Here is a 13,492-nt window from a genome sequence, read left to right as displayed (position 1 = left end):
AAAACTATTCTGGTCGGCACGCCTAGGGGGAGGGGGGTGCCAAAGTCTTATCCGCCGGATCCACCCCATCCGGAAACAAAGATACCGCAGAACAATGAAACCGATAAAACTCGTCACCGCTCTACTGGCGTTTGCGACGGCGTTGTCCGCCCATGCTGCGCCGCTGCTGAACGGGCTCGCCCTCGAACAGCAATTCAACAAGGACCGTTACATTGCTGCGGTCTACTCCGAAAATCTCACCACCAACTCCAGCGCCCTGCTCGACAACGACATGCCGCGCCGCCTCGAGATTCGCATCGTCGCGGACCGGCTCTCGGCGCGGCGCTTCCGCAACCAGTGGATGGAAGGCATCGCCATCAACAATCCCGGCGACCTGCTCACCGAACAGGCCGACAACATGGTGACCTTCGCCAACCTGTTCCAGGGCCGCTTCTACAAAGGCGACCACCTGGATGTCGTCTTCGCCGTCGATACCGGCACCACCAGCGTCGCCCTGAACGGCTTGCCGCTGGGCCAGATCGAAGATCGCGAATTCTTCAACACCCTGCTGCGTGCCTGGGTGGGCCCGGTGCCGCCGTCTTCCGATTTCCGCGAGGGACTGCTGGCCGACGGCGATGTCGAATCCTCCATGCTGGGCCGCTACGAGGCCCTGGAACCGACCGCCGAGCGTATCGCCGAGATCGAGGACCAGCTCGAGGCCCGCGAGGCCGAAGCCTCCGAAGAGCCGGTCGAGGAGGAAGTCGCCGCGACCGAGCCCGAAGCCGAAGATCCCGAGGTCGAGAAACCGACACTGGCCGCCACCGAAGTGCCGAAACCCTCCCTGGCTTCCGCGAATGAGACGGCAGCCGCAGCGGCCGGGGCCGCCGAGAAAGCCGCCCCCGAGCCGAGCCAGCCGGAGCCGGCCAAGCCCGCCAGGCAGGAGGCCGCCAAACGCAGCGCGCCGCCGGAAATGGAAGAAGAGGAGGAGGAAGAAACACTGACCGCCGACCTCATCCTCGCGCGCCAGCTCTACCATTCGCAACTGCTGCGCCATACCTACGGCCATATCCGCTACCCGCAGCGGGCCCAGGAGCGCGGCCAGGAAGGCAGCGTGCGCCTGAACGTCACCATCGACCAGCGGGGCGAAGTCAGGGATGTGCAGACGGTGCAGGATTCCCGCTACGCCACCCTGAACCGCGCCGCCCGCAAAGCCGTGGAGGATGCCAGCCCCTTTCCCACGGCGCCGTCGCAGCTGATTGAGGATGAATTCCGCTTTACCTTGCCCATCACCTTCCAGCTGTCGAATTGACCCTACCGAAAGCCCCGCCCCGCGGGGCTTTTTCATTCGGGCCGCCCTTTCCGGCCGCTACCCGGTCGCAGGCCCGGTTGCCCACCGCAGCCACGGCGGCGTAATATCCGACGGGAATAATCAGCCTAACGATCCGCAAGAAAGGCCCGATATGAACAAACTACTGCTTTCTGTCGCCATCGCCGGCCTGGTGGCCGGCTGCTCCAAATCGGAGGCACCCGCCGACCAGGCCGGGGCGCAAACCGCCGATTCTGCCACCACCGCCGCCGTGCAGCCCACCGAGCTGAGCTCCGGTATCGACCTCGGCGCCATGAACACCGCAGTCCGCCCGCAGGATGACTTCTTCGCCTACGTCAACGGCGGCTGGATGGACAAGACCGAAATCCCGTCCGACAAGTCCCGCTGGGGCGCCTTCGACCTGCTGCGCGACCGCAGCACGGAACAGGTCAAGGCCCTGATCATGGAAGCCGGCGAGCACGCCGACAACACCGACGCGAAGAAGATCGGCGCCCTCTACAACAGTTTCATGAACGAGGAGCAGATCGAGGAACGCGGCCTGGCCGCCCTCGACGGCGAGATGGCGAAAATCGACGCGATCGAAAATCGCGGCGACCTGTCCCGCTACTTCGCCTACGCCGATGCCATCGGCTACGACGCGCCCTTCGGTGTCTTCATCAACCAGGACGCGAAGGACGTGGAATCCTACATCGCCCACTTCTGGCAGTCCGGCCTGGGCCTACCCGACCGCGATTACTATTTCGACGACAGCGATAAAGGCCGGAAGCTGCAACAGGCCTATCGGGACTATCTGGTGAAGGTACAGCAACTGGCCGGTCTGGAAGACGCCGACGCCATGACGGACACCGTCTACCAACTGGAGAAGAGCCTCGCCGAACACCAGTGGACCCGCGTCGACAACCGCGACCCGGACAAAACCTACAACAAGAAAACCTTGGCTGAAGTGGCGGAGATGCTGCCGGCAATCAACTGGGATCAATATCTGCCGACCGCCCAGGTTGAAAGCGCGGAAAACGTGATCGTCGGCCAGCCGGACTATTTCGCCGCCGCCAACCAGATCATCGCCGACACCGACCTCGGCACCTGGAAACGCTACCTGAAGGTCAGGCTGCTGACTTCCATGGCGCCCTACATGCACGGCGAACTGGCCCGGGCCCGCTTCGACTTCTACGGCACCGAAATCCAGGGTGTCGAGGAAATGGAACCCCGCTGGAAGCGCGCGGTGAAATTCGTCAACGGCTCCGCCGGCGAGCTGGTGGGCAAACGCTATGTGGCCAAGCACTTCCCGCCGGAAGCCAAGGCCCGCATGCTGGAACTGGTGGACAACCTCAAGGCCGCCTACCGGGACTCCATCCAATCCCTCAGCTGGATGAGCGGGGAGACCAAGAAAGAGGCCCTGACCAAGCTGGCCAACTTCACCACCAAGATCGGCTACCCGGACGAGTGGCGCGACTACAGCGACCTGAACGTAAGCGGCGACGACCTGGTGGGCAATGTACTGGCGGCGCGCCAGTTTGAAGCCGACTACGAGCGCGACAAACTCGGCCAGCCGCTCAACCGCAAAGAGTGGCACATGAACCCGCAGACGGTGAACGCCTACTACAACCCGCCGATGAACGAGATCGTCTTCCCGGCCGCCATCCTGCAGCCGCCGTTTTTCAACATGGAAGCGGACGACGCGGTCAACTACGGCGGTATCGGCGGCGTGATCGGCCACGAGATCGGCCACGGCTTCGACGATAAAGGCAGCAAGTACGACGGCAAGGGCTACCTGAACAACTGGTGGACCGACTCCGACCGCGAGAACTTCGACCAGCTCACGGGCAAACTGGTGGCCCAGTACAACGCCTTCGAGCCGCTGCCGGACGAGCATATCAACGGCGAGCTGACCCTGGGCGAGAACATCGGCGACCTCTCGGGCCTGGGCATTGCCCACAAGGCCTACCGGATGTCGCTGGACGACGGTGAAGCACCGGTGATCGACGGCTTCAGCGGCAACCAGCGCCTGTTCATGGGCTGGGCCCAGGTCTGGCGGGGCAAGATCCGCGACGAGGCACTGAGCACCAAACTGAAAACCGACCCGCACTCCCCGGGCAAATACCGGGTACTGGGTGTACTCCCGAATGTCGACGCTTTCTACACCGCGTTCGAGGTGAAGGAAGACGACGACATGTACCTGCCGGAAGACGAGCGCGTCGTTATCTGGTAGCCGGAGGACTGAAGTCAGAAGACCGAAGACAGAGAGCCCCGCAACCGCGGGGCTTTTTTTGTGGGGTGCGCCGTGTGTGCCGGTACGGGACCGGTGCGCGCGGCGCACCCTACCCGTTTTTTTATCGCCACTGGCATCGACGCCTCAAAGCTCCCGCACCACCCGACAGGGATTCCCCACTGCCAGCGTATTCGACGGGATATCCCGGTTCACCACACTGCCCGCCCCGATCACACAGTTGTCGCCAATCGTCACTCCCGGCAGCACCGCCACATTGCCCCCCAGCCAGACACTGTCGCCGATACGGATCGGCGCGCCGGACTCGGTGGTCAGGCGCTCCACCGGATCCAGCGGATGCGTGGCCGCGGACAGCATGACGCCGGGGCCGAAGAGTACATTTGCGCCTATCTCTACACGGCAGACATCCAGTATCGTCAGGTTGTGATTCGCGTAGAAGCTTTCCCCGATGCAGATATTGAAACCGTAATCGCAGAAGAAATTGGGTTCGATATGCGCCTCGCCCGCCAGTTCCAGTAAATCCCGCAGCGGCGCCATGCGCGCCGGCAGGTCCGTGGGATCGGCTATGTTGAAACGATGGCACAGAGACTTGGCTCGCATTCGCGCCGCCACCAGCTCAGCATCCGTGGCCACATAGGGCTGCCCGGCCAGCATCTTGTCTTTTTCCGACTGCATTGATTTCAACTCCCCTGGGTACCGTTTGCCTGCCAGCTTATTGGCAATCCCCACCGCCGCCATCCTCCCCGCTGCCGGGCTGATGTCTACCAACTAACCTTATCTGCATGAAAACCTTTACTTGCATCTGCGGCAACGTCGACTGTGGCGCACTGCTGCAGAAATGCGCCTGGAGCTGGAGGAGGCCACCGCACACTGATCGGCCACTTCCGCCACGAAATCGGTCACTACTACTGGGATCTGCTGGTCATGGACCGCTGCGAGGACAGCTGCATTGCCACCTTCGGCAACCACAACAACTGATACCGCCGGTGGATATTCGCAACGCCTCCCTGACGGCGATGATGGACAGCTACCGCCACCTGGGCATCGCAAAGCGCAGGGCTAGTAGCGCTAATTCAAGCTTTTTCAACGCAGCACTGGGGCCTGTGGCGAAGAGATAGTGTTACAGAATTTACCGAATGGACCACTAGCGCGGCTGGCCGAAATACTTCTCGCGCAACTCCCGTATCCGACCGCTCTCCCGGGCACCGATGATGTCCACACTGATCGGCCGCCGCAGCTCGCTGTGTCGAGCCAGCCCGAAACCGTACTTGTCCGGCTGAAAAATCTTGCCCACCATCAACAACGGCAGCTCCGGATGAGTATGCGCATAGTAGGCCAGCACTGGCGCATCGCCGACGATCGCCTCGACCCGCCCGTCCGACAGCGCCTGCACCGCCTCGTCGATATCCTTGAATCCCCTCGAAGCGATTCCCTGTTGCTGTACAAATTCCTCTGCGACACTGCCGCTGAACACCCCCACTGTCTTGCCAGGCAGATCCCGCAGGCCGTTGATCTGGCTGGTAAGGCTGATCGATGTCATCACGCTGGTCACCGACGCGGTGATATAGGACACCACCGCCACACCACACACCAGCCACAGCCCCTCCCAGATGCGTCCGATCCAGCCGAACAGGTTCTTGCGCATCATCTGCCCCGAGGTGGCAATGGACATCACCGAGTAGAAACTCTCCGCCAGGCCCTCCCGCCAGCGGCGCGGAAACTCGCTGTCGAAACGGCGATCGAACAGCGTGAACAGCAGCGTGAACAGCAGGATGATCGAGATCAGCCACAGGTAGCCCTCCAGGTGCCCGGAATCCCGGAGCCCGCGGAACACCGCCAGGAAGCCGCCGCCCTGGCTCTTGTCCACCATGATGCGCAGGCCGGCGTCGAACCAGGGCTGGGTAAAATCGATGCGCTCGGCACGCCCCTCGGTAATGGTCAGGTTGGTGACGGCGACATCGATATCGCCGGATGCGGTGGCCTCTACCAGATCACCGAGCGTATCGAAGGTCCGATAGTTCGACTGCAGATTCTGCTCCGCAGCGACCTCCCGCCACAGGTCAAGGGCCAGCCCCCGGTAGTCGCCATCTTCTTCCATCACAAACGGCGGGCTGATATAGAGCCCTACATCCATCTGCCGCGGCGCCGGCTCCGACGCTTCCTGGGCCCGGGCGAACGACCCGGCAACCAGCATCAACAGCAGGAGCGGACCAAATCGGTACCAACGTCCATTGTTCGGCACATTATCCTCCGGAACTGTCCTCAACAGAGCAAAGCTTAGTACCATGGAGCCTGTTGACTCACAGGGAGCTCCGCCCATGGCCGAAAAAAACCAGTTCCAGTTGCTGGCGAGCCGCCGGTTTCTACCGTTTTTCCTGACCCAGTTCCTCGGCGCCTTTAACGACAACGTGTTCAAGAGCGCGCTGATGGTGATGATCGCCTTCCGCCTGGCCGCAGACCAGGCCAATGCGCTGAACAACCTGGCCGCGGGGCTGTTTATCCTGCCCTTCTTCCTGTTTTCCGCCACTGCCGGGCAACTCGCGGACAAATACGACAAGAGCCTGCTGATCCGCCGTATCAAACTCGCGGAAATCGGCATCAGCATCGTCGGCGTGGTGGCGCTGCTCGGCGGCAACAACGCGCTCTGCCTGGTGGTGCTGTTCCTGCTGGGCGTGCAGTCCGCCTTCTTCGGCCCCATCAAGTACGCGATACTGCCGCAGCACCTGCGCAAATCGGAACTGGTGGGCGGCAACGCGCTGGTGGAAATGGCCACCTTTACCGCCATCCTCGGCGGCACCATCGTCGGCACCGTGCTCTCCGGCGCCAGCGACGCGAACAGCGACAGCCAGTGGATCGGCGGCCTGATCATCGGTATTGCCCTCGTCGGCTACCTGGTGTGCCGCGCCATCCCCAATGCGGCCGCGCCGGTACCCGAGCTGAAGATCGACCTGAACCCCTTCCGCCAGACGCTGCGCATGCTGCGCGAGGTCACCCGCACACCGGCCATTTTCTACGCCATCGTCGGCATCTCCTGGTTCTGGCTGCTGGGCGCCGCCTACCTGACCCAGATTCCGAGCTTCGGCAAAAACGTGCTGGGCGGCAACGAACCGCTGGTGGCGCTGCTGCTGTGCAGCTTCACCATCGGCGTGGCCATCGGCTCCCTCGCCTGCGAGCGCCTGTCCCGCGGCCGCATCGAGCTGGGGCTGGTACCGCTGGGCGCCGCCGGCCTGACCTACGCCGGTATCGCCCTGTCGCTGATCGGCGGCAACCTGGCGCCGCTCACCGAGGTTTCCCTGAGCGCCTTCTGGGCCAGCCCCGGTGCCAAGACCTTCCTGCTCCACCTGGCACTGATCGGTATTTTCGGCGGCCTGTATATCGTGCCCCTCTACGCCATGATCCAGGAACGCACCGACAAAAAGCTGCGCGCGCGGGTGATCGCCGTGACCAATATCATGAACTCCCTGTTTATGGTGATTTCGGCAATACTGGGTATCGTTTTCCTGAGTGTGCTGGACTTCAGCATTCCGCAGTTCTTTATGGTGATCGCGCTGATGAACGCCGCGGTGGCAATTTTCGTGTTCAACCGCGTGCCCGAATTTGCCATGCGCCTGCTGATCTGGCTGCTGTCCCACACCCTGTACCGGGTCAAACACCAGGGGCTGGAGCAGATTCCCGCCGAGGGCCCGGCAATCATCGCCTGCAACCACGTCAGCTATGTGGACGCTCTGTTGCTGGCCGGCGCCGTGCGCCGCCCGATCCGCTTTATCATGTACAAGCCCATCTACGAGATTCCGGTGTTGCACTTTATTTTCAAGACCGGCCGCGCCATTCCCATCTGCTCCCGGCAGAAGGATCCCGAGGGCTACGAACAGGCTTTCGAGGAAATCGAGCAGGGGCTCAAAGACGGCGACCTGCTGTGCATCTTCCCCGAGGGACAACTGACCAGAGACGGCGAACTGCAGCCGTTCAGGGCCGGGATCGAAAAGATCCTCGACCGCACCCCGGTGCCGGTGGTCCCCATGGCCCTGCGCGGCCTCTGGGGCAGTTTCTTCAGCCACAGGGGTGGCAATGCCTTTACCACTTTGCCGCGGCGCTTCTGGTCGAAGGTGAGCGTGGTGGCGGGCGAACCGCTGGATGCGACGGCGGCACGGGCGGAGACGCTGCAGGAGCAGGTGCTGGGGCTGCGCGACGAACAGCGATAATGACACCCGGTCGTTGCACCCGGCGGACTGCCGGATGTGGGGCACTGACTTAAAGCGTGGCCACCTCGCGGAGGATGGGCAAAGAAGCGTAGCGACGTGCCCATCATCCGCGGTTTTGATGGGCACGCTTCGCTTTGCCCATCCTCTCATAGCTCAGTCAGGTCAGCGCCATTCGGGCGTGCCCCTTCAGTCGCCGATCACCGTGTCGGCAAAGCACCGCGCCAGACCGGCCGGCGCGCCGAGTTTCTCCGCCCAGGCCACCACTTCGCCCCGCTCGGATTCCTCCGCCATACCACCCCAGACGTCCTCGAAGTTTCCGTTGCGAAAGAAGAAGACTCCGTCGTCGGCAATCTGGGTGGAGGCGTAGACCGCACTCCAGTCTCCGCTCTTCATGAAGGCGCCGATGGAGACAGTGGCGGGAGCCGCCTTTCCGTCCGTCGCCGCGGAGACCAGCTTGGCGTACTCCTGCTTTCTCGCATCCGTGAGCGCCGTATCCACACCCTCACAGGCCCAGGCGGCAGCGGCCAGGTGATACAGGACCAGGAAGCTCGCCACTTTCCATACCGCCGCGGGCCCGGTACGACAATCCAATATGAACATTTGCTACCTCCAGTACACAGACCCGGCGTGCCGGGGAGGGCACGCTATTGTGAATAGCCTAGTGTGGTGTCAGCGCGAAACGCACAACCCTTGCCGGCGCTGGAATCAGTGCCCAAAGGCGTAGGACGCCTCCAGGAAGACACCCAGGCTCTCCATCCGATGGCGCTCTCCGGTGGGATCGTCGATGACAAACTCCCCGGGAAGATCGGCTCCATCGCCCGGCTTCAACTCCTTCGCCGGTGTAAACGCCACCGCCCGCTGGTGGCCACCCCGGCTCCACAGCGCCTGGTAGCGGGCTCCCAGACTGGCGCTGAACGCTTCCGAGAAACGGTAGGACAACCGCGCTTCCAGTTGCACCCCTTCACCCTTGTTCGCCCGCTCGTAAAAATAGGTGGTTGTCTGTCGCAGCAGGTGATGGTCCCGGCCATCGAAGTGGACGCGGGTCAGGTAGGCGAATTCCCCGCCCAGGGTCAGGCAATCGTTCAGCGCCACCTGGCCGTCGGCCCCCAGGCGGATGCCCTTCCACCGGTCGGGCCTGTGGATGATCAATCTGCCGGGTACCGCAAAATCGTCGTCGGGGGTACAACCGCCCTCACTGCTGCCGATCTGCTCGCAACCGGTGGCATCCACTTCCAGATCGTAATAGCTGTAGCCGGCAAAGAGCCCCGCCCTGTATTCCGGGCTTCGCAAGAAGTTGTAGCCGATATCGGCGGTGGCGTAGCGGCTGTTGCCCTGCGCTCGGGAGATGGTATTCGAGTAGCCAAAGTCGTTGTCATTCGCTGCCCAATCCTCGTCGTTTTGCCGGCCGCTGTCCATATGGCCGAGCCCCACATAACCTTTCACAAACAGGTTCCAGGGGCTGTCCACACGGGCAAATAGCTCGCCGGCATTCAGGTGCATGTGATCGAAGGTCAGCCGCGAAACCAGATCCCCGCGACCCTGCCCCTGGTAGTCGTACTGGGTTTTTATGCTGCTGCGCAGGTAGCGCACCCCGCCAGCGACTTCCCAGCCGCTCTCCCGCTCGGGCCCGGATGGCCGGGCGCGGCGCGATGCATCGCCGAAGTGGTAGTTGAGTCCCACCTTGAACAGATGTTGCTTCTGTCGCGCTTCGGCTTTCAGCGGGGGGGCATCCCGAAGCTGCACCTGCGACTGGTCGGGTTGATCGGGGTCCGGCCCCTGATCGACGAAAGCGCTCGGCGGTGTGGTGAAGGATTTGTCGTCGAAATCCAGATAGTTGTACTCAAACTTCAGCGACCAGTTCGGTGTCAGGGCCTGCTCTATACCGGCACCGACGGTCCAGCCCCAGCGGGACAGGCCGCTATGAGTGCTGCCCTTGGGGTCCCGCTGGTTGGTGCTGTAAATCTCCAGATCACCGGAGATCCTAGCCGCACCGGCTTTGGCATAGACCAGAGTGCGGCCTCCGGAACCCAGCGAATAGCCGGCGCGCCCGGCAATGGTGGCAACGCTGTCGGTATCGGCACGACAGTTGAAGGAGACAAAATCCCCGTCAAAAGCACCGCAGGTGCCCATGCCTTCCGACCAGGCCCAGGCGGCGTCTGCCTCCAAGCCCAGTAGCCAGCGCTCGCGGAAGTGAAAGTTGTAACCTAACTGCCCGCCGAACAGGAACAGGGGCATTTCCACCCTGTCACCAAAAATGGCCCGTCCGGGCATCTTTCCGATATTGATATCCGTTCTGCCACCGCCGCCATGTACACCGGCATAGAATCCACTCCAATTCCAGAGCGGGGCGGGCCTTTCCGGCGGTGAACCCGATGGACCAGCCACCACTGCGGCGGATACCATCAGTAATGTCCCCGTAGACACCAGCGATTTCATCCTTGATACCTCTTTGCTTGTCGAGACAGCCTGAGCCTAGTTTATAAATAGTTAATTCTCTATATAGGAGCTGATCCAGACGTAGCGCCCATACAACCGGGCCCATTGCCTAATGCCAGTCAGTTAAGCCGCCCTGTCGCGGCAAAGGTCCTGATACCGGGTACAGCCTTGCGAGACTGCCTGCGAGAGGCTGCACCCGGTAGCAGGACCGCCCCAATGCCAGCTTCACCTTCCAAGCCTCAAGCCGCTTAACTGACCGGCATTAGGCCCATTGCCTGCTGTTCTGAGGCTGTACGCGAGCTCTGCAGGCCAATTGAAAAATAATCGACGACTCCCGAAAAACCAATGACATCGCGCCGATATCATAAAACGGATTGCCACGATTCCCCATTGACGACTATTGGTCCGCCAGCATTGGGACGCTACAGTTATTGATATACTGACCACCTCTCACAACTCCATCAGATTGATACCCAGGAGGCCCTATGCCCGGTTCCAGAATCCTCCTCACCGCAATTGTTTTCCTGCTGGCCAGCCCCGCCGTTGCCGATACACTGGTCACTGAAAACTATACGATCGAGATCCAGCGGAACTGCGGTGAGGGCTACGTGACCTGCGACGACGTCAGCTATCACTCCAAATCCCACAAATCCGGCAACCAGTTGCGCCTGACCGGCAAAACCCTTTCCCGCATGTGCGCCGACCGGGAGACTCCCTGCCAGTTTATCGGCTACGAATTCAAGAACGGGAACACCACCTACACCGTGTTTGACTCCGGTCGCCTGCTGGTAGAGCGGAACGGCAAGACGCTGGTGGACGAGACCGGGGAATGGACATATCAATAGCGCGGTCAACAGATAACGGCGCAACAATAACATTCCGGAAAGTGCGGTTGCCTCTTTCAGCAGATGGTTGCCGAGACTTCTGCCATGGACATCGGATGTACGGCCATGCCGAAACTGGCCATACGTTTTGTTCCGGGTTCTGTATTCAAGAAAATGGCGATACCCCTGGCCCCATTCATCCAACTCGGCCGTTATCGGGAACCTGAAAGTGGCGCACCTGTATACCCCTCCCTGCCGGCCCTCTGCTAGCCTGAATGCTCAAAACCCTGCGTCCGCCAATGGCCGGAATATCAGGAGGAAACATGGGTGTGACCTTCCCCAATGAAACCGCGGAGTACCGGGTTGCACGCGATGCACTGCTGAAGCGCGAGGTGGAACTGCGGCGGCAGATGGAGGCCGTCGCCGGGGAGTTGCGGGCATTGCCGCCGGGCGGCGAGGTACCGGAGGACTACCTGTTCGACGGTATCGACGCGGACGGTCGCACCACACAGGTACAGCTGTCGGAGCTGTTCCGCGGGGGCGACACCCTGATGCTCTACCACTTCATGTTCCCGCGCCATATTCAGGACGATCGACCGGGGCCGACGACCGGTTCGGCGTCACGGTTGCCGCTGGCCGAGGGGCCCTGCCCCTCGTGCACGGCACTGCTCGACATGTGGGAGGGGACAATCCCCCATTTCGAGGGCCTCGGCGGCAACCTGGCCGCAGTCGCCGGGGCACCGATCGAACGCGTGGCGGCATTCGCCCGCGACAGGGGATGGAAACATCTCCGCCTGCTGTCGGCCGCGCACAACAACTTCAAGCGCGACTATCGCGGCGAGGACGACAAGGGCCAGCAGGTGCCCATCCTGACCGTGTTCAAGCGCTGGCCCGACGGCCGCATCCGGCTGCACTGGGCCTCCGAGCTGGTATTCGAGCCCGCCGATCCCGGCCAGGATATGCGGCACCTGGGTACCGTCGAGCCGGTGTGGACGCTGTTCGACCTCACGCCCGACGGGCGGCCGGACGCCTGTGAGCAGATCGACTACAGCTGCTGCCACGGTGGGGGCCGATCGGCCGGAGGCTGATTCGCCAGGGTCGACTTGCCGCCCCCTGTATTGGGCCGGTAGATACCACCGGGCTCTTCGAGGCCCTCTCCCCCGGCCCCTCTCCCGGCGGGAGAGGGGGGCGTTCGGGGCGGGAATGCGGTTTTACATCGGCGTCAGCCGCAACAGCCTGACGCCGTGCGCCGGGACTTCGAGTTCCGACGGCGAGCGGGTGTCGCCACTGGCTTCGGTCCACAGGCCCTGCCAGGCAAAGCTCTCGCGCTTGAAATCCAGCGCGTGATCGCTGATATCGTCCTCCACCCGGTGCGCCTTCCAGTCGTATCGATAGCGGATGTCACTGTCGGCCCGGTTCAGGAACATGAAGGCCCAGTCGCCCTCTTCCAGGGGTTTTACCCAGACCTCGAAATCCCCTTCGTCGATAAATTTCATCGCCTGGATACCCAGGCTGTCCTGATTCACCGCAATGACCGCCTCGTTGGTGAGGATATCCCGCGTCTGCCGGCTCATCTTGCGCAGGTCGTTGCCGGCAATCAGTGGCGAGGTGAGCATGGCCCAGATGGAGAAGTGGGCGATATCCTCCTGCGCGTTCATGCCGTTGCCCACCTCGAGCATGTCCATATCGTTCCAGTGTCCGGGACCGGCGTGCTGGCGCAGGCCATCCTGCTGATCGAGAATCGGCAGCACGCCCCAGGAGGACCAGGAGCCGTGGCCGAGTTCGCAGTTCCAGCAGGGATAGATATCGCCGGTGGTACGCCAGGAATGGCCGATGTCTTCCGCCCACTCCCAGGGCCTGTTGTCGCCCCACTCGCAGATGCTGAACAGCATCGGGCGCCCGGCGGCGTGCAGGGCGTCGCGCATGGTGGTGTAGGCCCCCTCGGGGTCGAGGTTCTCGGTATCGCACCAGTCGTACTTTAGGTAGTCGATTCCCCAGCGGGCGTAGGTCAGTGCGTCCTGGTATTCGTAACCGCGGCTGCCGGGTCGGCCGGCACAGGTGGTGGCGCCGGCATCGGAATAGATCCCCAGCTTCAATCCCCGGCTGTGCACATAATCCGCCAGCGCTTTCATGCCCGAGGGAAAATGCTCCGCGTGCGGCTGGATAAATCCCTGTTCATCGCGTTCGCCGTGCCAGCAGTCGTCGATATTGATGTATTCGTAACCGGCATCCTTCATGCCACTCTCGACCATCGCATCCGCCATATCGCGAATGATCTGCTCGTCGATATTGCAGCCGAAGTGATTCCAGCTGTTCCAGCCCATCTGCGGTGTATCGGCGACACCCTGGAATTTTTCCGCGTGAACGGCCACTGCGACCAACATCAGACCGATGGCGGAAAACCCGCGGATTTTTTCCCGGCCTATCAGAAATAACATTTTACTTTCACCTTGTTCCGAGTGAATCGGGAGAGAGTTTCCACCTTCCGAAAAAACGC

The 13,492-nt window shown here is 62.1% G+C and carries 11 protein-coding genes; 6 read left to right on the top strand and 5 right to left on the bottom strand.

Annotated elements, in window-relative coordinates; genetic code table 11:
- Positions 1 to 94 precede the first annotated feature (94 nt).
- Positions 95 to 1,288: a TonB family protein gene (locus OQE62_RS07590; RefSeq protein WP_265721412.1), complete on the top strand. Its 1,194-nt coding sequence runs from the start codon at positions 95 to 97 to the stop codon at positions 1,286 to 1,288.
- 151 nt (positions 1,289 to 1,439) lie between these two features.
- Complete coding sequence (locus OQE62_RS07585) at positions 1,440 to 3,515, top strand: M13 family metallopeptidase (RefSeq protein WP_265721411.1); 2,076 nt, start codon at positions 1,440 to 1,442, stop codon at positions 3,513 to 3,515.
- A 144-nt stretch (positions 3,516 to 3,659) separates the two neighbouring features.
- On the opposite strand, the gene OQE62_RS07580 is transcribed toward OQE62_RS07585, so the two are convergent.
- Positions 3,660 to 4,208: a sugar O-acetyltransferase gene (locus OQE62_RS07580; protein ID WP_265721410.1), complete on the bottom strand. Its 549-nt coding sequence runs from the start codon at positions 4,206 to 4,208 to the stop codon at positions 3,660 to 3,662.
- A 144-nt stretch (positions 4,209 to 4,352) separates the two neighbouring features.
- Between OQE62_RS07580 and OQE62_RS07575 the strand changes: the two genes are divergently transcribed.
- Entirely contained in the window at positions 4,353 to 4,511 is a 159-nt protein-coding gene (locus OQE62_RS07575) for a putative zinc-binding metallopeptidase (protein ID WP_265721409.1), read from the top strand.
- 166 nt (positions 4,512 to 4,677) lie between these two features.
- On the opposite strand, the gene OQE62_RS07570 is transcribed toward OQE62_RS07575, so the two are convergent.
- Positions 4,678 to 5,775: a transporter substrate-binding domain-containing protein gene (locus OQE62_RS07570; protein WP_265721408.1), complete on the bottom strand. Its 1,098-nt coding sequence runs from the start codon at positions 5,773 to 5,775 to the stop codon at positions 4,678 to 4,680.
- A gap of 76 nt (positions 5,776 to 5,851) precedes the next feature.
- Between OQE62_RS07570 and OQE62_RS07565 the strand changes: the two genes are divergently transcribed.
- Positions 5,852 to 7,735, top strand: a complete 1,884-nt coding sequence (locus tag OQE62_RS07565) for an MFS transporter (protein ID WP_265721407.1) — start codon at positions 5,852 to 5,854, stop codon at positions 7,733 to 7,735.
- Positions 7,736 to 7,921: 186 nt separating this feature from the next.
- Here OQE62_RS07565 and OQE62_RS07560 read toward each other — a convergent pair whose 3' ends face one another.
- Both OQE62_RS07560 and OQE62_RS07555 read right to left on the bottom strand, forming a co-directional pair.
- Positions 7,922 to 8,335 carry a hypothetical protein gene (locus tag OQE62_RS07560; RefSeq protein WP_265721406.1) on the bottom strand — a complete coding sequence of 138 codons (414 nt, stop codon included), beginning with the start codon at positions 8,333 to 8,335 and terminating at the stop codon, positions 7,922 to 7,924.
- Between the two features lie 105 nt (positions 8,336 to 8,440).
- Positions 8,441 to 10,138, bottom strand: a complete 1,698-nt coding sequence (locus OQE62_RS07555) for an outer membrane beta-barrel protein (protein ID WP_265721405.1) — start codon at positions 10,136 to 10,138, stop codon at positions 8,441 to 8,443.
- 518 nt (positions 10,139 to 10,656) lie between these two features.
- Here OQE62_RS07555 and OQE62_RS07550 point away from each other — a divergent pair.
- Positions 10,657 to 11,016 (top strand): hypothetical protein, encoded by a 360-nt coding sequence (locus OQE62_RS07550; protein ID WP_265721404.1) that lies wholly within the window; start codon positions 10,657 to 10,659, stop codon positions 11,014 to 11,016.
- A 302-nt stretch (positions 11,017 to 11,318) separates the two neighbouring features.
- Positions 11,319 to 12,083 carry a DUF899 family protein gene (locus tag OQE62_RS07545; protein ID WP_265721403.1) on the top strand — a complete coding sequence of 255 codons (765 nt, stop codon included), beginning with the start codon at positions 11,319 to 11,321 and terminating at the stop codon, positions 12,081 to 12,083.
- Between the two features lie 123 nt (positions 12,084 to 12,206).
- Here OQE62_RS07545 and OQE62_RS07540 read toward each other — a convergent pair whose 3' ends face one another.
- Positions 12,207 to 13,379 carry a glycoside hydrolase family 27 protein gene (locus tag OQE62_RS07540; RefSeq protein ID WP_377535896.1) on the bottom strand — a complete coding sequence of 391 codons (1,173 nt, stop codon included), beginning with the start codon at positions 13,377 to 13,379 and terminating at the stop codon, positions 12,207 to 12,209.
- Positions 13,380 to 13,492 lie beyond the last annotated feature (113 nt).

This window comes from Microbulbifer halophilus (assembly GCF_026183675.1).
GTDB classification, from domain to species: Bacteria; Pseudomonadota; Gammaproteobacteria; order Pseudomonadales; family Cellvibrionaceae; genus Microbulbifer; species Microbulbifer halophilus.
The sequence above is the reverse complement of the archived record's forward strand: the minus strand, read 5'-3'. Positions and strand labels throughout refer to the sequence as shown.

Excerpts from the sequence above, each read along its gene's own strand:
- OQE62_RS07585 (WP_265721411.1), top strand. The coding sequence starts at position 1,440 with ATGAACAAACTACTGCTTTCTGTCGCCATCGCCGGCCTGGTGGCCGGC.
- OQE62_RS07550 (WP_265721404.1), top strand. The coding sequence starts at position 10,657 with ATGCCCGGTTCCAGAATCCTCCTCACCGCAATTGTTTTCCTGCTGGCC.
- OQE62_RS07540 (WP_377535896.1), bottom strand. The coding sequence starts at position 13,379 with ATGTTGGTCGCAGTGGCCGTTCACGCGGAAAAATTCCAGGGTGTCGCC.
- OQE62_RS07565 (WP_265721407.1), top strand. The coding sequence starts at position 5,852 with ATGGCCGAAAAAAACCAGTTCCAGTTGCTGGCGAGCCGCCGGTTTCTA.
- OQE62_RS07545 (WP_265721403.1), top strand. The coding sequence starts at position 11,319 with ATGGGTGTGACCTTCCCCAATGAAACCGCGGAGTACCGGGTTGCACGC.
- OQE62_RS07560 (WP_265721406.1), bottom strand. The coding sequence starts at position 8,335 with ATGTTCATATTGGATTGTCGTACCGGGCCCGCGGCGGTATGGAAAGTG.
- OQE62_RS07590 (WP_265721412.1), top strand. The coding sequence starts at position 95 with ATGAAACCGATAAAACTCGTCACCGCTCTACTGGCGTTTGCGACGGCG.
- OQE62_RS07555 (WP_265721405.1), bottom strand. The coding sequence starts at position 10,138 with ATGGTATCCGCCGCAGTGGTGGCTGGTCCATCGGGTTCACCGCCGGAA.
- OQE62_RS07580 (WP_265721410.1), bottom strand. The coding sequence starts at position 4,208 with ATGCAGTCGGAAAAAGACAAGATGCTGGCCGGGCAGCCCTATGTGGCC.